Genomic DNA, 23527 nt, shown 5'->3' with positions numbered 1-23527 from the left:
TGTATCTCTATATCCATCCCGCCCTAATCCCCACCATAATCCCTCGTTCTTCAGGTCAGAGCATTGAAGCAATCGAATAACGTACCTTCCGGTAATGAAGCTAAACCACGGACATCATCCAGTTTCCCGCGAACGACCATTCTTCCATCTGCTAACAACACGAAATCATCACAAATTCTCTCTGCGGTATCGAGTACATGGGTACACATCAATACTCCGGCTCCGCGTTGCCGCTCCTCTTCCAGTAGCACCAGGAAGTCATTCGTAGCTCTAGGGTCCAGCCCGACAAAAGGCTCATCTACGATATATATATCAGGACGAATGAGAAAGCCGATCATCAGCATCATCTTCTGCCGCATTCCCTTGGAGAAGCCGTCCGGCAAATGATGCTTGACTTCTGTCATCCGGAAGCGCTCCAATAGCGCATTGCCCTCCCGCTCCAGTACCGACTCGTCCATCCCATAGACAGCAGAAGCCAGGCTTAAATGCTCCCATAATGTTAATGTCTCATAGTAAACCGGCTGCTCCGGTATATAGGCATAGTGGGTCCCGGGTCTCACGAAATTGACCGTTCCCTTCATATCTGTGAGCAGACCCATGATCGTCTTGATCGTCGTGCTCTTGCCTGCCCCGTTCGGACCGATCAGACCGGTCATCTTCCCCGCCTCAACCGAGAATTCAATCTCCTTGATCGCCGCATGGTTGCCGTCATAGCCGGCTTCTTCAATGTTTACTGTCAGTAATGTATCCGCCACTTTAATTCCCACCCTGTACATTAAATTCAAGGTCACTTCTTATTTCTAAATTATACGTCCACACTTATGCCATTGTTTCATTGCTGACCTCTAACGAGGATGTCCATTCGAAAAAGCCCATCCAGTAGGTCCCCCCCATTTTTTCGTAAAACACTCTAATAGAATGTTCATTATTTAATCGTTGCTGTTCAGTATTCTCTTAAATAGAAAGAGTGTGAAAGTGATTAATGCTAATCCTAAAGATATTTTAAAGTACGGATATATTTGATTTGCCTTTAAAGTGAAAATACTCAGATACGATACACTTGTCGCCCCTTGTATTGTCTGGACGTATCCAAATAATAATACAATTGAGTTTAAAACAAATAAATAACTCAACATTAATAGTAAATCTTTAATTTTATCATCACTTCTAAACAAAAACATAAATTGAAAAAAAAGGCAAATGAATATCACAAAAAACCCAACATATTTATTATCCTCCCTTATTATTACTGTATCTTATGATACTCGCAATGACACAATCTTTAAAAATAAATACCGAAAATTGTGATAAATTATATTTTTTTTAATATGTGCATGATCTAAGATAACATTATTCCAAACAATTTATAGCACATTAAAATAATAGAACAAGGCGGGATGATACATGTTGAAAACTGAGGAACGCGGGACCGATTTGTCACTGCATCTTTATCGCGTATTTTCAAAATCCTTCAAGAGCGTCAACGAGCATGCCGTAACAGGAAGCAAAATTCAGGGCTTTAACCCTACGGCCTTCGCTGTTATGGAAGTCCTCTATTACAAAGGCCCGCAACCAATCCAACAAATTGGCGCGAAGCTATTGCTGCAAAGCGGCAATGTTACTTACGTAATCGACAAACTGGAATCTGCCGGATATTTGCACCGCAGCCCTTGCCCACGAGATCGTCGCGTGATCTTTGCCGAATTGACCCCTCTGGGTAAAGAGCTGATGGATCGGTTGTACCCTGACTACTCTGATCGAATCGACCATGCGTTAAGCGGGTTGAATGAAGATGAGAAGCAGACCATGATTGAATTGCTCAAGAAAATGGGGCGCGAAGCAGAGAAATTAGCACCATTGGCGCGTAAATAGTTGTTACCCATTTCACAAACTTGGCACACAAAAGGAGGCTGTCCGACTGAGGACGGCCTCCTTTGTATTTTCCTCATTAATGTGACGGGTCCATATCCGTCTCTTTATGGTGATGGTTCACATCCCGATGGCGGCGATCATTCGCCTTTTGCCGCATCTGCTGCGCGCTGTGACTAGTTACCGCCGATTGTTCCAGTTGATCGACCACATTGCCAAGATTTTTATCCACGCCTTTTGCTTTGGTCATGACTTTTGCCCTCGCTTTCGTCAAGATGGGTTGGTAATCCGGTGCAGAGACTGGGCACACTCATGAAGATGGCGCACATAATCGCCAGTCAACTCCTGAAGACGATCATTCTGCTCATTAACCGTCTCCCCGTCCCGCTCCAGATCGACCAGTTCAACCTTGACTTCCCGGGGGTCCATATAAGTACAATAAAAATCAAAGGAATAGAACTGGCGACCCGCCGCATTAATGCTAACTCTGATCCCCTGCGGATCATTCTCATCAGCGAGCACCTGGGCTGAGTCTCCCGGCTCCAGAAATTGCGGAAGCTGCTGCTGCCAGGCTTGAACCAATGTGTTCTGATCTATATTTAACTCTTCTTGCATCCAACACACCTCCCAGAACTTATTTTATAAGGTGTGGAGAAAAGCGATATTTTATTCCTCTTCAACTCCTGGTGCCTGATTGCGAAGTCCCAATACAGAGAAGACGCCGATGACCGAGATCACGGCCATAACGATAAACAGAATATGTAGACTATCGCCCAGCACATGCTTCAGCTCGCTCCACAAGTCCTGTGGCAGAAGATGAACCTTCTCAGGCGAGAGCAAGTTGTTAATATCATCCTGTGTCACTTCAACCCCTGAGGAGGTGCCTTTGGCTGTACGGGCAGCGATCTGCAAATTGATCAGCACACCGAAAACGGCAACGCCGATCGTCTGACCGATCGATTTCACGAAGGAGTTCAGCGCGGTAGACGCGCCCCGTAAGCTATAGCCCACAGAAGATTGCGCAATTATGGTGAACACCGTGAAGGAAAATCCGAAACCAATCCCATACAAAGCATTGAATATCAGCATCATGAATATGGGCGTTCCTGCGTGAACCAGGGACAGGCCAATAGCACCTGCAGCGATAATCAACATCCCGATTAGTGAAGTATTCCGTCCCCCTCTGCTGATCAACCAGCGGCTGCCCAGCACCGATCCCAGCATCCAGCCGATCGACATCGGCGCAAGTATAAGTCCGGAGATGGTTGCATTTTTGCCTAATACGCCTTGTACATAGAGCGGCAGATACGAAGTCAGACCGATCAATAGCGCACTTGCCAGCACACTCGCCAGGTTAGAGTAGGCGATATCTTTAATCTTGAATAATTTGAGTGGAAGCAGCGGTTCTTCAACCTTACGTTCCACGATGAAGAATAGGATAAGTGAAATGCCCGATACGGCAAAAATACCGAGCAGAAACGGCGAGTTCCAGGCCCACTGCTGACCGCCCGTCGCGAGACCGAACAACAGCGCAGCCACCCCGATCGTAAAGGTGATCGCCCCAGCGTAGTCGATCTTCACATCCCGCTTCTCGACCTCTTCCTTGAAATAGCGGATGATCATCCATAAAGAAAACAGCCCGAAGGGCAAATTGAAATAAAAGATCCAGCGCCAGTTCAATGAATCCACGACATATCCACCGAGCAGCGGCCCGACGAGCGACGAAATGCCCCAGACCGAGCTGATCAAGCCTTGTACCTTGGCACGTTCCTCAATGGAATAAATATCGCCGATGATGGTAAAAGTAACGGGAAGCAAGCCCCCAGCGCCAATCCCTTGAATAGCCCGGAAAATAATAAGCTGCTCCATACCTGAAGCAAAGCCGGATAACATAGAACCTGCCAGAAATAGAAGCGATCCGATAATGAAGACGAGCTTGCGTCCGTATAAATCGCTGATTTTTCCGAAAATAGGGGTTGCTACTGACATGGTTAGCAGATAAGCGGTGAATACCCAACTCAACAGCTCCACGCCGCCGATATCTCCTACGATTCTGGGCCCTGCAGGACCGATAACCGTCCCTTCAATCGCTGCCAGAAATGTAGATAATAGCAATCCAGTTAGTATATATTTACGTTGTATGACTGCACTCACAAATTTACTTCCTTTCTCTCTGTCTAGACAAGAATCATTTCATTAATATAGAATCTCTCCTGCTCCTCTTAGCTGATTCACAAATACTTTCCCACTGCTTCATATTCCCTGCGCAATAAAGAATATAAATAGAGATCGACGAAGCCCTCTCCGGTCCTCTGATATTCCCGCAAGCACCCTTCATTCTGGAAAGTGAAATACTCCAGAATCTTCTGTGAGCCCTCATTCCGAGGGTCCACCAACGCCTCGATCCGGTTCAATCCCATCGTCAGGAAGCCATGGTTCAGCAGCAATCTAAGCGCCTCGGTCATATAACCCTGACGCCAGTATGCTCGTCCCAAATCATAGCCGATCTCCCCACGGTAGGCCCCCGACAGCTCCCAAGTATTGAAGCCGCAGCTTCCTATAAGACGCCGCTCCTGCTTAAGCTCGATCCCCCAGCGCATACTATCCTCAGTTTCGGACAAGCCATTGAGGAAATCGATCATTTCCGCCGTCTCTTCCACAGACGAGAATACAGGCACATTCATATATATAACGACCTTCGGATCACTCCAGTAATGGAACAAATCCGCAGCGTCAGCCTGCTCCATTCTTCTTAGCCGTACCCTTTCACCTTCCAGTACCGGAATCTTTCCACCGCATCTGTACAAATCATTATCTCCTTCCCTTGCGCAATAATCAGCTGATTTTATATAAACACGAACCGAAGCAGGAGTCAAAATGAATCATCCGCCGCCAGCCCTCATTACCACTATCAACCTAGTCGCGCGCCTTTAAACAGTAAGGTAATCAAGCTATAATAGGGCGTAATAGATAAAAAAGGAGATGGATGCATGTTCCATACAGTCAGCTACACGGGTTCCCGTGAAGAGCAGCATCGAGAAGTAATATTACAATTGAAAGCTCTCATCTACGAGGAGCCGAGCAAAATTGCCAATCTGGCGAACGCTGCTGCTCTCTTGAATTTCTACCTGACGGATATCAATTGGGTCGGGTTCTATTTATTTGACGGCAGCGAGCTCGTCCTGGGCCCGTTCCAGGGACTGCCAGCCTGCATCCGCATCCCGCTCGGCAGAGGCGTATGCGGAACAAGCGCTAGCGAGCGCAAATCTGTAAGGGTGAGCGATGTCCATGCCTTCCCTGGTCATATCGCCTGCGATGCGGCGACGAACAGTGAAATCGTGATCCCCGTCGTCAAGAATGATGAATTAATCGGTGTGCTCGATATCGATAGTCCGTTGAAGGACCGGTTTGATGAGCTGGATCAAGCTTTCCTCGAACAGTTCGTACAAGTGTTAAGCGAACAGTTATAGCCTTATATAGCCTCACGCTTGATGAAGGATTCAATGGCTATAGTGAACAATTCCACTGCTTTCAGAAGGCTGATCTGGCATCATAGGTTTGTAAAGAGTCTGTAAAATGCCAAATTAAAGCAAAAAATGAAGTAGAGAAGCGGTTTCACTCCTTTTTATGCCATTTCCTGTTAAATAAGAGAAAATGATCAGTTTCCTTCTTCTCATTTTTTCGGGTATTATATTTAAAGTGTTCATAGTTGCCGCTTACTCGGATTACTTATGAAAGGAAGGGTCGCAACCATGTCAGCGATTCAACGAGTCCGGCCTGGAAATCTCAAGCCGTTCGCATTTTTTACAGTTATCATGATCTTAAAAAGTTACCTGGCCTGGATCACGATATTCGAGGATATGCCAGTCTGGGGACCGTTAATTAAAGAGCTGCCATTTATTCTGGTTCTGTTCTGCCTGATTGAGGTATTCGCCTCCAAGCGGAAGATCGGAATCTACCTGTCGGTCAATCTGATTGTAACGGCCGTCTTCTTCGCCGCTATTATGTATCATAAGTATTATGGAGTCATCGTAACCTATCATGCGCTGCAACAGGTTAACCAGGTCACAGCGGTCAAGAACAGTGTGTTCTCCTTGCTCGCCCCCTATTATCTGTTGATCTTCCTTGATATCGTTGTGATTGGCTTCTGGCTGTCGAGGAAGAAGAGGGCGGAGAAGTTCAAGCAATGGTTTAATTTAAACAAAATCAGCAAAGGCTTTGTAGGTGTTGTACTCGGCATTTCGTTCGCGCTTTGTATTTTCAATATTTGGCCGAACCGGGCGAGTATGAATGAGATCAAGCAAGCGGAGCAAATGGGGATTCTTAGCTATGAGACCTATACGATTCTATCAAATAAAGACGAAGAGCTCATCGATAAGGATGAAATTACCCAAGCCAAGATCGACGAGCTAAAAGGGATCAACAAGCAGGATAACCCGCAGCTCTACGGCGCAGCCAAAGGCAAAAATCTGATCATTATTCAGCTGGAATCCTTCCAGAGCTTCCTCATCGATCTGAAGATCGATGGCCAGGAGATTACTCCGGTGATGAATTCACTAGTGAAGGATAATCTCTATTTCAATCATTTCTATCAAATGGTAGGGCAAGGCAATACGTCGGATGCGGAGTTTGTCGTCAATACCTCCTTCTACATTCCTTATAATGAAGCAGCGACGCAGAATTATCCGAACAAGGAGCTGCCGAGTCTGCCTAAGCTATTGAAAGCACAGGGCTACGATACCGCTACCTTTCACACCAATATGGTAGATTTCTGGAATCGCGGCGAATTATATAAGGCGCTCGGCTGGGATCGCTATTATGACCAGGAATTCTTCGGTCAGGAGGACACGGTGTTCTTCGGTCCGTCAGATGAAGTGTTGTATAAGAAGACCGCCGAGGAACTGAGCAAGATGCAAGCAAATGGAGCTCCGTTCTACTCGCAGGTTATCTCTATGACGGCGCACCATCCGTTTACAATCCCGCATGAGCTGGATCGAATTACACTGCCGGAGCGTTACCAGAACAACATGGTTGGTGATTATCTTCGTTCGCAAAATTACGCCGACTATGCGTTGGGACAGTTCATTGATGATCTGAAGCAGCGTGGAATTTGGGATAACAGTCTCGTCGTAATTTATGGCGACCATCTGGGATTGCCGAAATTCTCGCTGGATAAGCATGGGCTGGAATTGATGAGCGAGATTTATGGTCGGGAGTACAGCTATCGTGACATGCTTAACATCCCACTTGTGATCTCGATTCCGGGACAGACAGAGCCGAAGGTATATGAGAATGTAGGCGGACAGGTTGACCTGCTGCCAACGATCGCTAATCTGTTCGGCGTGTCCATGGACGATCAAATTCATTTCGGTCAGGATATTCTGAACCATAGCTATAACTTATTGCCGCAGCGCTATTATCTGCCATCCGGCTCATTCATCAATGATAAAGCGGTGTTCATGCCGGGAACCTGGTATGATGATGGCACCCAGTTCCCGCTAGCGAAGGACAGTGTGAGCCAGGCGCTCACGACTGAGGATGAATATAACCGGGCGCTCGAACTGCTTCGCTTGTCCGACAGCTATGTTCAGCAGCTGCCGGACCGCCAGCAGGACGAAGAGTAGAACCGAACAAGGGGCAGTCTCCTAAGTCGATAATCGACTTGGAGACGCCCCTTTTTTATATTGGTGAGATTGTAACAAAACGAAGTAACGCTATTTGTGCCAAAAAGGGCCTCTGGGGATTCTAATGAAACAGGGTCACGTTATTTCGCCGGAAAAGTAGCTTTTAGGCTCGATTTGGCTCAATAGCGATATGATGTTTCGTTAGACTCCAACAGGCCTTATTTTGGAGCAAATAGCGTTCTGCAGTTTCCTTAGAATATTATGCCTGCAATACCCCTGGTCGCGGCGTTACGCCAAATGACTCTGCCAGATCAAGCAGCTGCCGATCCGAGATCGTCTGCTTCTTCCCGCCTTGGGCACATACGATGGTATAGACCTGGGCCGCCTTCTCTGCGGTCTCGATCAGACCGAAGGTTTCATCCATCGTCGTACCTGCGCCGAACACCCCATGATGCGGCCACATCACGATACGCACATCCTTCATTCTCTCAGCAGTTGCTTCGCCAATCGCATCCGTGCCCGGAACCATCCATGGAATAATGCCCACTCCTTCTGGAAATACGACCAGACATTCCGTACACATTTCCCACAATGTCTTCGTAAATTCAATTTCATCCAGATGATGCGTGAACGTCATACCGATGAGATGCGTCGCATGGCAATGCATAATGACCCGGTGATTAGCATCCACCTTCAAACGCTGCATATGATTCATCAGATGCGTAGGCAGCTCGCTAGTAGGCACTCCGCCCCCTTCGAATCCCCACAGAATCTCATAGCTGCGTCCATCCTTGCCGATTCGAAGCACCCCTAGATTCACGCTCGGATTCGCGATCACATTCTTGAAGTATTTTCCCGATCCCGTGACAATAAAATATTTCCCGGCTAGCTCCGCAGCATCAAAGCTCATCGGAACAGTCCGCTCTACATGCGTAATATCCAGATATTTGCTTACTTCCTCTTCATCGATTAAATAGCTAATATTTCCCCCATTGCGCTCATCCCAGCCCAGACGATACAAATTGGCTGTAGTTTCGCACATTTCACGTAAGAATGGTGCTGTCAGTATATCTTGATACATACTCTCACCCTACCCTTTGTACTTTAATATATTTCACTTCATTTTCTTTGTTTCCAACATAATAATAACATATAAACAAAGAACTTTAAAGATATAATGTTGTTTTATTTCCGTTTTGTTTTATAATCTACTTATTATACTTTTGAAGCAAATATAAAAACAGATTTTATTTTGATTTTATGTAGTTTCTTTTTTACTTTTAATGAAATTTAGGTACAATAGGGTTTGAAGTAAAGAATCGATCGTGAAATTGATTTGGGAAAGGCGGGGTTAAATGAAAGCTTTTGAGCGTAAAGAGCGAATCATTCAAGAATTACATAGACAAAAGAAAGTGCTTGTCTCCCAGCTGGCTGCCAGCTTTGAAGTAACCGAGGAGACGATTCGCCGGGATTTAGAGAAGCTGGAGCAAGAGGGCATCGTCACCAGAAATTATGGAGGAGCCGTTCTCAACGCTCATGCCAATGACGACTTGCCTTATCAGACCAGGAACACGCGGAATATTGAAGAGAAGAGAACCATAGCGCGTCTACTGCTTCCGCTGATTAATAACGGAGATACACTGATGACGGATTCAAGCTCAACTGTATTTGAGGCTTTGAAGCTGTTGGATACGGAGCGCCAGAACCTGACTGTGATTACGAATTCTGTCATTGTGCTTAACGAGCTCAATCAGACTAGCCATACGATTATCTCTACAGGCGGAGCCCTTCGCCCGAAGGCAAGCTCACTCACCGGCCCCGCAGCCAGGCAGACGATTCAGAATTATAATGTTGATGCTGCTCTTTTCAGCTGTAAAGGGTTATCTATGAGCAGTGGCATCACCGATTCCAATGAACCTGAGAGTGAATTGAAGCAATTTATGAGCCAGCAGGCCTCGCGCACGATCCTGCTCAGTGATTCTAGCAAATTCGATCAAGTCGGCTTCGTTAAAATGCTGGATCTCAAGCAGATTAGCTATATCATTACCGATCAGAAACCATCCGACGACTGGATCTCCTTCCTGGAGAACCAGCACATAACACTGTTGTATCCGGAATCCTAACCTATATAAAAATCAGGCTACCTGCGCAAAACAGGGCCTGATTTATTTTAATTATCCATTATGCAAAAGACACCGACTTGACGATCCCACCCTCAAAATCCTTCACCACAAAGCCCTCGCTGTCGAGGATACCATAAGAATTCGGATAGTTCTCTTTCGGGAGGGAGATCGAGCCAGGGTTCAGCACGTAAATGCCTTCTCTTATCTCTGCTACAGGTACATGGGTGTGTCCTTGAATGAAAATATCATTCTCCAGAAGCGGCGGTAATTGCTCCATATTAAATCCGTGCCCATGCGTCACATATATCCGTCGTCCCTCATTCAGGATAAGCGTATAATCTGCCATCATCGGAAATTCAAGCAGCATTTGGTCAACCTCTGCGTCACAGTTGCCGCGCACCGCCACGATATGCTGTTTATGCTGATTCAGCATCTCAGCCACCAACGCCGGATTATAGCCTTCAGGCAGCGGGTTTCGCGGCCCATGATACATGAAGTCACCCAGCATGACGATCTGATCGGGTGCCTCCTGCTTCACCTTCTCCAGCGCTTGCTCCAGCCAGTGCGCAGACCCGTGAATATCGGAAATAAACATCAGTTTCATGACTTATCTTCTCCTTTTACATAAAGCTAGTATTTCTAAATGTAACATATTGAATCCGATCAGATCGACCTCATTATGCACAAAAGCCGCCCGCACAGCAAACGGAATCTGCTGCGCAAACGGCTTTTTTGTAAAATTGCTAAACACCTGCGTGCGAGCCTACGCCCTCACTTTCAGCGGTCTCTTCCAAATACCGAGCACCAGGCCTGAGATCACAGATCCTATCGCCACTGCGAGCAAGAACAATAGCGCGTGATTGGCCAGAGCGGCGACGAATATTCCGCCATGCGGAGCCGGGATATTAATATTCCATAACTGTGTAAGTCCGCCGGCCACTGCCGAACCGAGGATGCAGGAGGTAAGGACGCGGAGCGGATCAGCCGCTGCAAACGGAATCGCTCCTTCGGTAATAAAGGATAAGCCGAGCACATAGTTGGTCAGACCGGATTTCCGCTCCTCCTCTGTAAATTTACGCTTGAAGAAGGTGCTGGCCAAGGCGATCGCCAACGGAGGAACCATACCTCCGGCCATGACTGCTGCCATCATCGTTCCATTCGTATTGCCACTGGTTGCGAACACTCCAATGGCGAAGGTATACGCGGCTTTGTTGAACGGACCGCCCATATCGATCGCCATCATGCCACCAAGGACAAGGCCAAGCAGGACCGCATTGACAGTGCCGAGATTGTTCAGCCCGGTGACGAGCCATGTATTAATCGAGCCGAAGATCGGATCGACGATATAATACATGATCGAGCCGGCGATCAACAGCCCGAATACCGGATAGAGCAGGATTGGCTTAAGCCCTTCCAGCGATTTGGGCAATCCGGCGAACAGCTTCCGCAGTCCGATCACGATATAACCGGCCATGAAACCGGCCGCTAAGCCGCCCAGGAAGCCTGCGTTCGAATTCACCGCCATCAAGCCGCCCACCATCCCCGGCATGAGCGCGGGACGGTCTCCGATGCTCATGGCGATGAAGCCCGCCAGAATCGGTATCAGGAAGTGGAAGGCGCCGTCTCCGCCGATCGTCATCAGCAGCTTGAACAGCGGATGATCGGCACCGCCCACTTGCTCGAACAAGAAAGAGATGGCGATCAGAATCCCGCCGCCTACAACAAACGGTAGCATATGCGAGATACCGTTCATCAAATCCTTGTAGATTTTGCTGCCGATGCTTCCCTTCTCTTCCTTCTCCGATTCTTCCGCCCCTCTGCCTCCGCTATGATGATAGATCGGAGCATCACCCTGAAGCGCCTTCTCGATCAGCTCTTTAGGCTTGCGAATTCCGTCGCTGACCGGACGTTGCAGCACCGGCTTGCCATCAAATCTGGCCATGTCGACATTTTTACCGGCGGCGATAATCACCCCGCTGGCCTGGCGGATTTCATCCGCGGTCAATACGTTCCTGGCTCCTTCCGAGCCGTTCGTCTCCACCCGAATAGCTACGCCCATCTGCTTAGCCATCTTCTTGAGCGCATCTTCCGCCATATACGTGTGGGCGATCCCGGTCGGGCAAGCGGTTACAGCTACGACCAGAGCTTCGGAATCCGTGCCGCTGGAGGTGACCTCCTTCAAATTCAGTTGCGACTCCTGAACCTCCGGAACGGACTCTCGATTCGTCTCTCTGCCTTCGCCCTGCTCCTCACCATCTGCCTGTCTGGCATCGAACAGCGCCGTCACTTCCTCTGGTGTTCTAGTGTTCATTAGCTGCTCGATGAATTCACTATCAATTAACAGCTTGGACAGCGTGGCGAGCGTTCGAAGATGCATATTGCCAGCCCCCTCAGGAACCGCGATCATGAAGAAGATTCTGGCTGGCTCCCCATCGATAGAATCAAATTCTACACCCTTGGAGCTCTTAGCAAACACTACGGTCGCTTCATTAACCACATTAGTCTTCGCATGGGGCATAGCAATCCCTCCGCCGATCCCCGTGCTCGCCTCTGCTTCACGCTTCAGAATTTTCTCCTTGAACAAAACCGGGTCCGAGATACGACCATGCCGATGCAGGCTGGCGATCAATTCATCGATCGCCGCCTCCTTCGTCTGCGCCTGTAGGTCCATAATCATCGTCTCTTTGATCAATAATTCGGTGATTCTCATGGTTAACACCCCTTTAGTTTTGATTTGCCTACGCCAGCCAGTCTCTTATTGTCTAGAAATAACGACCTTCGGAAGTAGCGCCTCGATTTGCTCCTTGGTCGCCAGATCATCCGTAAATGCGGTAGCACTACCGGCGGCAACCCCGGTACGGAAAGCCGCAAGAGGATCGCCAGTTTGCACCAATGTACCCACGAAGCCTGCAATCATTGAGTCACCTGCGCCTACCGAGTTCTTGACTTGGCCTGCCGGCACCTTCGCATGATACACGGCGGAGTCGGTAATCAGCAGCGCCCCTTCAGCAGCCATGGAGACGAGTACATTTGTGGCTCCAGCCTTCAGCAGCTTGCGCCCGTACACCGCCACATCTTCAATAGTATTTAGCTGCGCGTCATACAATTCGGCGAGTTCGTGATGATTGGGTTTCACTAGCAATGGCCGATGCTTGAGCGCCTGACGTAGCGCTTCACCGGTCGTATCAATCACGAATTCGGCGCCCCTCTGCTTAATGACCTGGATCAGCCGTTCATAGAAATCCTCGCCCAGCGATGGCGGAACACTGCCCGACAAAATCACGATGTCCTGCTCCCGCAAGCCAGATAGCTTCTGTAATAATTGCTCGGCCTCCGCTTCGCTGATATCTGGGCCAAGGCCGTTAATCTCCGTCTCCTCCCCATGCTTAAGCTTGATATTGATCCGCGTGTCGCTCGCGATGGTGACGAAGTCGGTTACCAGCTGTTCTTCCTGCAGTTTGTCCTTCACATAGCGGCCCGTGAAGCCTCCGAGGAAGCCGAGCGCCGTATTCTCCGCGCCAAGCTGGTTCAATACGCGCGACACATTGATGCCTTTGCCCCCTGGGAGCTTCAAATCCCGCTTCATCCGGCTAAGACCGCCGATGTTAAGCTGCTCAACCTCTACGATGTAGTCGACAGACGGATTAAGCGTAATTGTATATATCATGATGATCCCTCGATTATTTTTGTTTTATGAGCGATGTCCTTCCGCAGATGGGGCGAGACGCTGTCCGTAATTAGGATCGCTTCGTTTAGATCCAGCAGCTTGGCAAAGGTTACCTCTCCGAGCTTGCTCGAATCGGCCAGAACATAGGTTTGAGCTGATAATTGATGAGCTCGCCGCTTGATGAGCGCTTCTTCCGGGTCCGGGGTCGTGTAACCCATCTCCGGGTCAACACCATTCGTGCCGAGGAAGCATTTATCGAAGCGAAAATTCTCCATGTTCTGCAGTGCGATGCTGCCGATGACAGCCTTCGTATGAATCTTCATCATCCCTCCGAGCAAATAGCTGCGGATTTTCTGGTGAACCAAAGCTTCGACATGGGACAGTCCATTCGTAACAACAGTCACATTATCCGCCTCAATATATGAAATCATCGCTAGAGTAGTAGTGCCCGCATCCAAATAAATACATTCATTATCCCGAATCTCCCGAGCCGCGAGGCGAGCGATGATATCCTTTTCCTGAATGTTTTTGAGCGTTTTCTCATCCATCCCTGGCTCCTGGCTCCGCTGATTCAACAAGCTGGCTCCGCCGTGGACTCGCTTCAACAGATGGCGGCTCTCAAGATCGACCAAATCCCGGCGGATCGTCGATTCCGAAGCTCCGATAGCCTCGACCAGCTCCTGCAGCTTCACAACCCCGTGGCTCTGCAAGCGCTCTAATATTAATTTATATCGTTCCTCTGTCAGCATATCCATCCCTCCATCTGATCTTATAATAACAATACGCCACCCATAAATCAATCATTTTCTTTCAAATTCATTCACAATCATTCATCGCGGTAGAACTTAACTTTACGATCCACCGCACGAAACTCACACTATCCCCCTAATCTTACACGACCGCGCTCGAACTATGCCCGCCTTACCACCACGAACACGATCAAACTATCCCCCCGGATACCACGTAAAGTTCAAAGCTGCAAATATGCAGGCTTTTAGTCCGAAAACCAACTGTGACTAGGAAATTCCTGCAAAAATGCAGGCTTTTTCCTCTTTTTCTCTGAAATCAGGGCGGCGTGGAGGAAATACCTGCATTATCGCAGGAATTTACCCGCTCAGGGCGATACGTTGGCGAAATTCCTGCGTTTTTGCAGGCTTTTCCCAGAGAGAGGTACGAAGAGAGGCCCGATTCCGCGCAACATACATACAAAAAAAGAGAACCCTAGTCTACAAAGACAGGGTCCCAAGGGTTTTAAGAATTACTCAACCTATATTTCACACGTTATTGCACGCCGCTTTCTTCTTAGGTTCCAGGACGATTACAGCGCCAAGCTTACCTCAGCTGCACATTGCTCCTGCTCCTTCTGCATCTCGTCCTCTTTCATCCGCAAATACTTGCGTCCTCTCCACCGAACATAAGAGAGTACCCCACGGATATACTCATCGGCAATCATACAGGAATAGATGGCGATAATCCCCCAGCCTAGCGTAACTCCCAGCACGTAGGAGCAGCCTGTCGCTACGACCCACATGAAGATCAGAGAGATCTTCATCGTATAACGGGTATCGCCGATGGCGTTGAGTGAGTTGCCGAGCGCCATATTGACCATTTTGCCGGGCTGGAGCATAAGATTCATCCATAATAAGGTGACACATAAGGTCAGAATATCGGCGTCTTGCGTGAACAGGCTCAGGACATTTTTGCCGAAAATCACGAGGATCGACGCATTTACAGCTACCAGCGGTAGCCCGACAGCCAGCGCCTTATATGCAGAGCGATAGGCCTCCCGGGTCTTGCCCGCCCCGTATAAATGAGCGATCTGAATCTGCGCAGCCAGAGCCAGCGAGAAGCCGAGCAAGAAGCAGAATGACTCCAAGGTGTTCATATATGTTCTTGCCGCCAGCTCCTTCGAACCGAGCATCGCCAGGAATGAGAAAATCGCCAATTGCGAGAATACCCAGTTCGCCGAATTAACCCCGAGCGGCCAGCCGATCTCCAGCACCTCCTTGAACAACCTGCGGTCGAAGATGCGGAAATCGCTTAGCTTGATCTTGCGCTGGAACGTACTGAGGAATAGAACGAACAAGACAATAGTAGCGATCAACCGGCTGGTCACCGTAGAGATGGCGACACCTGTCAACCCTAATTGCGGAAATCCGTATGCGCCAAAAATAAAGCCGTAATTCATCACGATATGAATCACATTCATGCCGACAGCAATCAGCATCGGCCCCTTGGTGTTGCCCGTGTTGCGTATCGCCGTACCGAGTACCGCGATCGCCGCGATCAGAATCATCCCCCCGCCGACGATGGGGATGTACACATCCGCCAACGGCAGCAGCTCATCCGGCAGCTGCAGCATCTTGGCGATCGGATGTGGAAAAGCGATCAGCAATACGCTTAGCACCAGCCCGATAGCGGCGGTCACATTGAAGGAGATAATCCCGACCGTCCGGGCATCCTCTTCCTGGCGCGAGCCGATCTTCTGGGCGATCACGATCCCCGCTCCGCTGGCTACCGTGGCGAACAAGGTCGTCAGCGCATTGAACAGCTGGTTCGAGAAACCGACGACAGCGACCGCATTATCAGATATCCGGCTTACCATCAATGTATCGACGGAACCGAGTAGAAATTGCAGAAACTGTTCAATAAATATAGGCCATGCGAGCAGCCAGAGGTTAAATTTATTACTCTTGTTGCCTTTAGATTTCATCATTATTACAACCTCCTGAAAAACAGAGACGGCGCTGCGCACCTCCTCTTATCAAACTTATTGACATGAATCACATTATAGATGCATTATTAAAAATAATGTATCAAAGAAACAACCCAATCCTTCAAAATTCAAACCTTTATTCAATGAACACGGAGGTAAGAATATGTCTCACATTATTGAAGTTACCGTCCCCCCACTACCGCATTACATGCTAAGCGGTTCTATGCATGTATCACCTGGAGGCAAGCATCTCAGCCGTAAAAATATCGGCGTATTCGATCTGCTCGTCATCTCCCAGGGCTGCCTCTATGTCAACGAAGAAGGGCAGGATTACGAGATTTCCGCTGGGCATGCCCTGATTCTCCGTCCCGATTGCAATCATTACGGCTACTCCAGCTGCACTGAGGAGACAGTGCATCACTGGCTGCATTTCCAGATCCTCGGGGATTGGCGCGTTATCGAGGAACAGGAATATTATAAGCAGCGGGCAGCTCTGGAAAAGGAGGACACAGCCTATACACCCCTGCATCCTTTTGAAACATCGCCGTTCACATTGGCTCTGCCCCAATTCATCAAGCTGCCGCAGCCGCAGAAGGTAATCGATACCATTGATGAATTAACAGACATGAACCGGAATTCCCATCATAGCAGCGTCAGGCTGAAGCAGCAGGCCTTGTTCCAGGAGGTAATCAGCCTGCTGGCCTCATCGCTGGAGACTACCACTCCCTCCCCTGGCTCTGTATGCGCCGAGAAGGCAGCGGCTTATTTGCGGGAGCATTATCGCGAGGCCTTCTCGGCCAAGAAGCTGGGCGAGAGCATCAATTTCCATCCGGTGTACATCGCCAGATGCATGCAGAAGGTATTCGGCTGCTCGCCCGCTGCGTATATGCTGCTGATCAGGATCGAACACTCCAAGCTACTGCTCATCCAGACTGACATGCCGGTAGAGCGAATCGCTGAGGAAGTGGGCTTTAATCATGCCGCCTATTTCACCGCCTGCTTCACCAAGCATGAAGGCCTGTCCCCCCGTAAATTCCGCCAGCTTTTCGCCTGGAATCGGGAATCTTGAACATTTCTGTCACTGAAGCAGCATTTACCAACGGTTTGTTAACATCTTTTTTTGCTTTATGTGAAGCGTCTCCTCTATAATGCAAGTAACAGACTAAATTAATCTATACTGGAGGAAATGCATTGACACAAGTGAAAATTTTCGCGGACAGTATCTCCGATATCCCGCAAGCCTGGATAGAACAGTATGACATCGGGATCGTACCGCTGTATGTAGTGTTTGGTAAGACTGCCTACAAAGACAGGCTGGAAATCACTACAGACGACATTTATCGCAGAGTCGAGGAGAGCGGAGAATTACCGCACACATCTGCACCATCGCCAGCGGATTTCATCTCGGCCTTCTCCCCCTGGATCGAACAAGGAAGCAAGATCGTATTTATCAGTATGTCATCCAAGCTCTCTTCGACGTATCAGAGTGCGATGATCGCCGCAGATGAATTGCCTGAAGACAGCGTATATGTCGTTGATTCACTGAATGTGTCAGGAGGCATTGCCCTGCTCGTTATAAAAGCGGCCCTGGCGGCCCAAGCCGGCAAGAGTGCAGAGGACATCGTCTCGATGCTTCATCAGGATCGTGACCATGTGCAAATCGAGGTGCTCGTGGATACGCTCGATTACTTGCATAAAGGCGGCCGTGTCTCTAATGTGCAGCATATGATCGGCAGTCTGCTCAAGATCCGCCCTATCCTGCGCATTAAAGAAGGTGTGGTCATCTCTGCGGACAAATATCGCGGCAAAACAGAAAAAGCCGTGGAGCGCATGCTGCAGCGCATCACAGACAATTTCTACAAGATCGACCGGGATCTGATCATCGTCGCCCAGACGCTGGCGAACAAGACTGCGGAATATATCAAAACCGCGCTGCTGGAGCGCACAGATGTGAAGGAAGTAGCTATTATTGAAGGCGGCTGCGCTATCTCCTGCCATTGCGGGCCGCGTACCGTCGCGATCATGTATAGAAATAAACAACTATCCTATTAAATCATATATAACCCCATTTTGAAAATATGAAATGGCCATCGTCTAAGCGGCATCGCTCAGATAATGGCCATTCCTATTATTTCTTGCCCGGATCGATATCCTCTGGACGCAAGCCCTCCCAAATATTCGGGATATCCGCCTGCTCCGGATGCTCGAACACAAGGAACGCGGTTGGCAAATAACGCTCACCATACTCGGACGAAGGCTTGTTGACGATCTCCCCACCCTCGGTAACGAGCACCGTCGAGGAGCCTCCATCCAGATTCGCCGCAATCACAGCGCCATGCTCTAGCATCACCTGCTGAACATCATAGAGGCTTGCGCCGGTACTATAGCCAGGCTGCCGTCCATCGATGATGACGAACAGAATCGCACCGTCCTCCCGCTGTCCCATCGCCGACCGCGGCGCGATGCCCCAGCCTTCCTTCTGGCTCTTGATTTGCCCCTTGCCGTTCACGATCATCCGCGGCTGGAACGTAACCGCCTCCTGAATGCCCAGCTCTTTCAGTTCATTCAGCGTATACTTCCCGGCGATCATCTTCCCCTGTTTATCGATCCCTACGATCTGCGTCGACTTCTTGGAACCGATCCCGTTGTAATAGAGCTTCCCTTGCGAGATGACAACGCCGATCGGCTTGAAACCGTTCCCTTTCCAGTTCGGATCAGCGAAGCCTCCTCCGTTAACACCCGCGACCGCTCCAGTTCTCGCTACCATGCTCGACACCTTCTCGCCCTTGCCGCGCTTGCCTGGGACACCGAGTCTAATCTTCGTCGGATCATTTACCGTGAGCACATAACCGCGATACCCTTTACCTGAGATCTGCTCGATCTCAATCAACGGCTTGGGCTTCTCCTCTTCCTGCTCTGCTGCATCTGCATCCCCGGTCTCAGGCGGAAGCGTGATCGTATGCGTATCCTTCTCTTCACCCATTTCCTCGAACTGCCTCTGATACGCAGCAACTCTTCGATCTAGCTCAGCTTGTCCGATCAAATATTTCGCCCAGTGCCGATGCTGGGTTGTAATCAATGTATCTGCCATCAAATAGAGCACTCTATTGCCTGAAGGGGTAAAAAACATCCATATCTCGCACAACCCGGCCAGCACAATCATGACCATAAGCAGTCTGGCAACCGTCCGGAAGAATCCTGATCTCTTGCGCTTCGGCTTCTTCTTGGAAGGTTTACGCGCTGGCGAGCTTTTCCGCTTCTTCCCTGTCTCTCCCCTCCTGACCGAGGAACGGCTAGGCAAGGATGATTCCGGATTCATAACATGTCTCCTAACTATTCAAATTTATCTGATATCAAGTTAACGGTTAAGAGTCAGATAAAGTTTCAATAACGTGAAAACGCCAAAATGCAATACGCCCCCATCCGGCGGCTTCACACCTAAGGATGGGGGCGACTAAGATCAAGCCTAATGATTCAGTTTGGCTTCCTGGCGAATATGCTTCAGCAAAGCGCGGCAGCCCTTGCCAATCAGCTCATACACTTCCTCGAAGTTACCTGTGTAATAAGGATCAGGTACTTCTGTATCCATGGTATCCGGGACCAGATCGAGCAGCTTAATGATTTGCGCCTTCGTGCTCTGCGCCAGCCGCTGCAGATTCTTCTCATTCTGGACATCCATCGCGACAATATAATCGAAGCTAGCGAAATCCTCAGCCGCGACCTGTCTGGCCTTCAACCCTTCATAAGAAATGCCGTACTGGTCGAGGATTGCTCTCGTTCCATGATGCGGCGGCTTGCCGATATGCCAGTCGCCTGTGCCCGCAGAGTCGATCAGGAAGCGATCGGTTAATCCCTCCGCTGCAACCATATGCCGAAATACGGCTTCTGCCATTGGCGAACGACATATGTTGCCAAGACACACGAATAGAACTCCTATTCTCTGTTTACTCTCCACCAAATTCTCACCTCAACCCGATACTACATGATTGAAGCCGCCGTGCCAAGTCTCTCCTCAATTTCGCGATTAATCCGGTTGCGCATATCGACGATGTATTGCTCATTACGCGGATATTCGGAGAAAGTGATCGGCTCGTCGGTCCCCTCTTCAATAATGCTCATCACGAACTCCTTGGAGGTCAGGCTCTCCAGCAGCTTCATCGCCCGCAGATCATACAGCGCTTCGCGGAACACTTCCAGCCGGATCGAAGCTACCGGGCTGCCATCCCGTCCCGGATACACCAGGAAGGCATCACCGGAAGGGAACGCGCAGCCGGCATCGGTTACGGCATATGGGTCGATCGCTTGAATCGAGAACTGGGTATACCAGAAGTTGTATCCCCAATGCAGGAAGCCAGCGATATCATATTTATAGAGCTGGGTGGCAATAATTCGATTGCGTCGGCTCGGCATCGACATGAAGCGGTTGCTCACCTTAATATGCTGGGCACAGCAATAATAAGTCCACAGATTCGGTACCTTGGCCGCAAGGAATGGCTCGATATGATCATTGGACGGAATCGGATTCTTAATCAGGCCACTCTCATAGAATTCATAATCAGAGAGTGCGTCCAGCATCTTGTAGCCCTGTAAATGCGGCTTCATAATCTCGCAAGCTCGCCGATAGCTATCCAATTGCTCCAGATTCGGTTCATCTGATATATGGAAATAACAACGTTCCTTAATCCCCCACTCTTCAAGAGCAGAGGTTAGCTGTGGCAGCAGTGTATCCAGAAACTTGCGGTATTCTTCCCCGCTGGCATCGGTCTCCCAGCCGAAGATGGCCTTCTCTTCCCCGGCAACCTCGGCCATGATCTTCGGAGCCGCCGTCGCTCCCCATTGTGTAAATAAATGAGACATCTCGAAATATTCCATGCCAACCCGCAAGGCCATATCAACAAATCTTCTCAATCTCTGAAAATCAAAGGAATAGCGCCCCTCATCATCCACACTTACCTGAACAAGCTGAACCGTCGGTCTATCGCCACCTATCTTCGTATCCAGTGGCGGCGTGAACAGCGGCGTCAAGATCATATTCATGCCATACTCTGTTGCCATCTTCATATAGCGCTCGATCAGCGTCCAGTGCTGCTCGCTCAAGGGCTCAACTCCATAGTGCGTGCTCAGACAATCATAATGGAACCAGCCTGTATGGATCAGCGTCTGCTTCGGAAGCACACGATCGATCAAATGAATCTCATGATGAACCTCGGCTAACTCCATCCCATCCTCATGAAGGAAACGGATCGTCACCGTTCCATCCTGAATCCTGGCCTCCTCCGCGAACTCGGCCTCCACCCAGATACTGCGCCATTGTCCCGGCAGCAGCTTGATATTACCGTCTACCAGCTCTAGCAGCGGATCGGGGAATAATCCCGGCCGCTTCGTCAAATAGTCATCATCCGTCTTCGGATACGTCGGCATCTCAGATGGCACGACTCCCACAGAGCTAAGCTTCACCTTCATACCAGGAGCAGCAGATGCTTCAACTCGAAGATACTGGGCAACGGCGACCTCCTCCGGATCTATGTAATAGGCAATCTGGAAAGAATATTTCTCACCACGCAGCACAGACTCGACCAGACTACAAGCTTCAACCGGTTCTTCATGAAGGAATAATTTTTCCAGAGAAGATAGTTTCTTGACCTTGAGGTTCATGATATTCGGATAGCCTCCAGTAAATTAATATTTTGCAAATCTACAGTCACCACTAATCTTACTCGGAGGTCCGAGCCTTGTAAACGTTTTACACAGAAATGTAAGCGATTATTCAATCCTCAATCTTCCTATGGATAATCAAGCTTTACCCGGGATCAGAGCCCGTCACAAACGCATAATACTCCAAGACTGCCTCTTGCAGCTTCTGCTTATAATCCTTAGGCGTACCGTCCTTGTTGTACTCATTGAACGTCCGCGATTGCTCCACTCGCTGCAGCAAATCGGTGGCAGAGGCCTTCACCAGCATAATCTTCTGCTTCAGCATGTTGCCATACAAATTATAGCTACCCAGTTCTTCCCCCTCTACCCGCGTCGGGTCGTCAGCTACAGCAATATACTCAGCTACTTCCTTGGTAAGCTGATCGTACATAACGCGGTAGGACGCGACATCAAGCTCGTTCAATGTCTCCAACGTCACATCCTGCCGGATCAGTTCTTCCTCCATCGCTTCGGCAGCCATTATCGCTCTAAGCGCATGGAATCGGATCATCTGATCCCGAGCCTTGAAATTTCTTCATCGTCGCTTCCATTCCGGAAGGTTCCGGTGTGGCGATTGACGACTCAGTTATTGTTCTTACCGGCCGGGCAAGCTTCGCCAGTTTCTGTGGCAACTGGCAGGATGAGAGCAGTACAGCCAGGAGGCATAGTAATATGACAATGTCCCATCTTACTCTCACGCTTCTCATCGGATTATTCCGCTACCGTTACATTAATGCTCGTATTGTATGCATCCACGAGGAAGGAGACCTTACGGTCGAAATCTGTCAGAATCGCATTACGTCCGCCCGTCGTCACTTTGCCTTTGGTCTCGCTGTTGATGTCTGGATTCTGTTCCCGCAAAATAGTGAGTATATCGGTGGCCGTCACCTTTGCGCCCTCCAGACTTGTCTTGAAGATGGCCAGTCCTGGCCACGCTTCTTTCTTCCTACGCTCCCCATCCTTGGCGTGTTCAAAATAATGCTCAATATCCTCGGATAACGTTTGATACAGCTCTTCATATTTCTTAACATCGAAGTCCAGAATATTATCGTCGCCGACCCCGCTATAGTAGAACGCCTCCTGAATCTCCTGCGCTCCCAATACGCTTCTCAACGCATAGTAGCGTATCAGCATATCTCCTTCCTTCAACTGCTCTGCATCCGCATATTTACGCTCCCACGTGATCTCTGAGAAATCTTCGTTAAATTGCATCCCTACCTCTATGTATTTCTCAAACAGCGAGATAAAGCGCTTATGTAGTTCGCGTCCTTTTTCAAAATGGTCATCGACATAGGTTTTCGCGGTATAGTAGCTTTCAATTTCATTATTCGTCTTCATCAAATCAGTGATAATCGGGATTAACTCTTGTATTCTCTCATCCGTCGCGCCATAAGAAGGCTCAGCCGAGGCATATTTCGCTATTCCCTCGACATGCTCGAGTATACTTGGAATGAACGGCGTTGTACCGAACCCGTCAAATTTGTCATCAATGTAAATTTCCTCTTCCACGCCGAACTTGCTCACATAATTGTTGAACACACTGCCATACATCCCACCGTTGATCTGGTTGGCCAGTTCGATGTATGCATTATACTTGTTCGTATTCTGCTGCTCATTCGCTTGGCTTGCACCGGTAGACCCCTTAAGATCTTCCGCTGTCGGCAGGCTGCATGCCGTTGTCGCTATGGCGATCAGGATAATACACAGAAAACTACTTACAACTTTCTTCATTGCTTCCTCTCCCTTTTGAATAAATTCCAGGCCAATTTCACCGATGATTCGCCCTTGCTCCCTGCATGCTGCATGATGAAATTGACGCTTCTTTTTCGTACTT

General features: G+C 49.1%; 23 protein-coding genes. 6 read left to right on the top strand and 17 right to left on the bottom strand.

The window, feature by feature from the left end; genetic code table 11:
* Positions 1-50: 50 nt before the first annotated feature.
* Positions 51-755 (bottom strand): ABC transporter ATP-binding protein, encoded by a 705-nt coding sequence (locus BFJ94_RS22745; RefSeq protein ID WP_438803691.1) that lies wholly within the window; start codon positions 753-755, stop codon positions 51-53.
* A 649-nt stretch (positions 756-1404) separates the two neighbouring features.
* Here BFJ94_RS22745 and BFJ94_RS22735 point away from each other — a divergent pair.
* Entirely contained in the window at positions 1405-1872 is a 468-nt protein-coding gene (locus BFJ94_RS22735) for a MarR family winged helix-turn-helix transcriptional regulator (protein ID WP_120464687.1), read from the top strand.
* A gap of 76 nt (positions 1873-1948) precedes the next feature.
* On the opposite strand, the gene BFJ94_RS25500 is transcribed toward BFJ94_RS22735, so the two are convergent.
* The 4 genes from BFJ94_RS25500 to BFJ94_RS22720 form a co-directional block, all read right to left on the bottom strand.
* The gene (locus BFJ94_RS25500) at positions 1949-2119 is read right to left on the bottom strand and encodes a hypothetical protein (protein ID WP_162944380.1); all 171 of its coding nucleotides are present in this window, start codon (positions 2117-2119) and stop codon (positions 1949-1951) included.
* Positions 2120-2139: 20 nt separating this feature from the next.
* Entirely contained in the window at positions 2140-2484 is a 345-nt protein-coding gene (locus BFJ94_RS22730) for a hypothetical protein (protein WP_120464686.1), read from the bottom strand.
* 51 nt (positions 2485-2535) lie between these two features.
* Positions 2536-4011, bottom strand: a complete 1476-nt coding sequence (locus tag BFJ94_RS22725; protein ID WP_120465374.1) for an MDR family MFS transporter — start codon at positions 4009-4011, stop codon at positions 2536-2538.
* Between the two features lie 89 nt (positions 4012-4100).
* On the bottom strand, positions 4101-4676 hold the full coding sequence (locus BFJ94_RS22720; RefSeq protein ID WP_120464685.1) for a GNAT family N-acetyltransferase: 576 nt from the start codon (positions 4674-4676) through the stop codon (positions 4101-4103).
* A 183-nt stretch (positions 4677-4859) separates the two neighbouring features.
* Here BFJ94_RS22720 and BFJ94_RS22715 point away from each other — a divergent pair, with 183 nt between their 5' ends.
* Positions 4860-5339 (top strand): free L-methionine (R)-S-oxide reductase MsrC, encoded by a 480-nt coding sequence (locus BFJ94_RS22715; protein WP_120464684.1) that lies wholly within the window; start codon positions 4860-4862, stop codon positions 5337-5339.
* A gap of 282 nt (positions 5340-5621) precedes the next feature.
* Positions 5622-7493: an LTA synthase family protein gene (locus BFJ94_RS22710; RefSeq protein ID WP_120464683.1), complete on the top strand. Its 1872-nt coding sequence runs from the start codon at positions 5622-5624 to the stop codon at positions 7491-7493.
* Between the two features lie 259 nt (positions 7494-7752).
* Here the strand turns inward: BFJ94_RS22710 and rhaD are convergent, their stop codons facing one another.
* Entirely contained in the window at positions 7753-8574 is an 822-nt protein-coding gene (rhaD, locus tag BFJ94_RS22705; protein ID WP_120464682.1) for a rhamnulose-1-phosphate aldolase, read from the bottom strand.
* A gap of 274 nt (positions 8575-8848) precedes the next feature.
* Between rhaD and BFJ94_RS22700 the strand changes: the two genes are divergently transcribed.
* Positions 8849-9616: a DeoR/GlpR family DNA-binding transcription regulator gene (locus tag BFJ94_RS22700; RefSeq protein ID WP_120464681.1), complete on the top strand. Its 768-nt coding sequence runs from the start codon at positions 8849-8851 to the stop codon at positions 9614-9616.
* 58 nt (positions 9617-9674) lie between these two features.
* On the opposite strand, the gene yfcE is transcribed toward BFJ94_RS22700, so the two are convergent.
* The 5 genes from yfcE to BFJ94_RS22675 form a co-directional block, all read right to left on the bottom strand.
* Positions 9675-10220, bottom strand: a complete 546-nt coding sequence (gene yfcE, locus BFJ94_RS22695) for a phosphodiesterase (RefSeq protein ID WP_120464680.1) — start codon at positions 10218-10220, stop codon at positions 9675-9677.
* A 159-nt stretch (positions 10221-10379) separates the two neighbouring features.
* Positions 10380-12326, bottom strand: a complete 1947-nt coding sequence (locus BFJ94_RS22690) for a PTS fructose transporter subunit IIABC (RefSeq protein ID WP_120464679.1) — start codon at positions 12324-12326, stop codon at positions 10380-10382.
* A gap of 45 nt (positions 12327-12371) precedes the next feature.
* Positions 12372-13283, bottom strand: coding sequence for a 1-phosphofructokinase (pfkB, locus tag BFJ94_RS22685; RefSeq protein ID WP_120464678.1), 912 nt, complete (start codon positions 13281-13283; stop codon positions 12372-12374).
* Positions 13280-14032, bottom strand: coding sequence for a DeoR/GlpR family DNA-binding transcription regulator (locus BFJ94_RS22680; protein WP_120464677.1), 753 nt, complete (start codon positions 14030-14032; stop codon positions 13280-13282). The genes pfkB and BFJ94_RS22680 overlap by 4 nt, the downstream gene beginning before the upstream one ends.
* 569 nt (positions 14033-14601) lie before the next feature.
* Positions 14602-15999: an MATE family efflux transporter gene (locus BFJ94_RS22675; RefSeq protein ID WP_229716993.1), complete on the bottom strand. Its 1398-nt coding sequence runs from the start codon at positions 15997-15999 to the stop codon at positions 14602-14604.
* Between the two features lie 163 nt (positions 16000-16162).
* On the opposite strand from BFJ94_RS22675, the gene BFJ94_RS22670 reads away from it, so the two are divergent.
* The gene (locus tag BFJ94_RS22670) at positions 16163-17068 is read left to right on the top strand and encodes a helix-turn-helix transcriptional regulator (protein WP_120464676.1); all 906 of its coding nucleotides are present in this window, start codon (positions 16163-16165) and stop codon (positions 17066-17068) included.
* 122 nt (positions 17069-17190) lie between these two features.
* Positions 17191-18051, top strand: a complete 861-nt coding sequence (locus BFJ94_RS22665) for a DegV family protein (RefSeq protein WP_120464675.1) — start codon at positions 17191-17193, stop codon at positions 18049-18051.
* Positions 18052-18127: 76 nt separating this feature from the next.
* Here the strand turns inward: BFJ94_RS22665 and BFJ94_RS22660 are convergent, their stop codons facing one another.
* The 6 genes from BFJ94_RS22660 to BFJ94_RS22640 form a co-directional block, all read right to left on the bottom strand.
* Positions 18128-19318 (bottom strand): phosphodiester glycosidase family protein, encoded by a 1191-nt coding sequence (locus tag BFJ94_RS22660; protein WP_120464674.1) that lies wholly within the window; start codon positions 19316-19318, stop codon positions 18128-18130.
* Between the two features lie 147 nt (positions 19319-19465).
* Complete coding sequence (locus BFJ94_RS22655; RefSeq protein ID WP_438803690.1) at positions 19466-19954, bottom strand: low molecular weight protein-tyrosine-phosphatase; 489 nt, start codon at positions 19952-19954, stop codon at positions 19466-19468.
* Positions 19955-19977: 23 nt separating this feature from the next.
* Positions 19978-21654: a DUF4091 domain-containing protein gene (locus BFJ94_RS22650; RefSeq protein WP_120464672.1), complete on the bottom strand. Its 1677-nt coding sequence runs from the start codon at positions 21652-21654 to the stop codon at positions 19978-19980.
* 145 nt (positions 21655-21799) lie between these two features.
* Positions 21800-22204: a DUF3829 domain-containing protein gene (locus BFJ94_RS22645; RefSeq protein WP_120464671.1), complete on the bottom strand. Its 405-nt coding sequence runs from the start codon at positions 22202-22204 to the stop codon at positions 21800-21802.
* Positions 22182-22400 carry a hypothetical protein gene (locus tag BFJ94_RS25495; protein ID WP_162944379.1) on the bottom strand — a complete coding sequence of 73 codons (219 nt, stop codon included), beginning with the start codon at positions 22398-22400 and terminating at the stop codon, positions 22182-22184. The genes BFJ94_RS22645 and BFJ94_RS25495 overlap by 23 nt, the downstream gene beginning before the upstream one ends.
* 4 nt (positions 22401-22404) lie before the next feature.
* Positions 22405-23424 carry a YiiG family protein gene (locus BFJ94_RS22640; RefSeq protein WP_162944378.1) on the bottom strand — a complete coding sequence of 340 codons (1020 nt, stop codon included), beginning with the start codon at positions 23422-23424 and terminating at the stop codon, positions 22405-22407.
* Positions 23425-23527: the final 103 nt, after the last annotated feature.

The sequence above is a fragment of the Paenibacillus aceti genome (assembly GCF_003614185.1).
GTDB lineage: Bacteria > Bacillota > Bacilli > Paenibacillales > Paenibacillaceae > Fontibacillus > Fontibacillus aceti.
The sequence above is the reverse complement of the archived record's forward strand: the minus strand, read 5'-3'. Positions and strand labels throughout refer to the sequence as shown.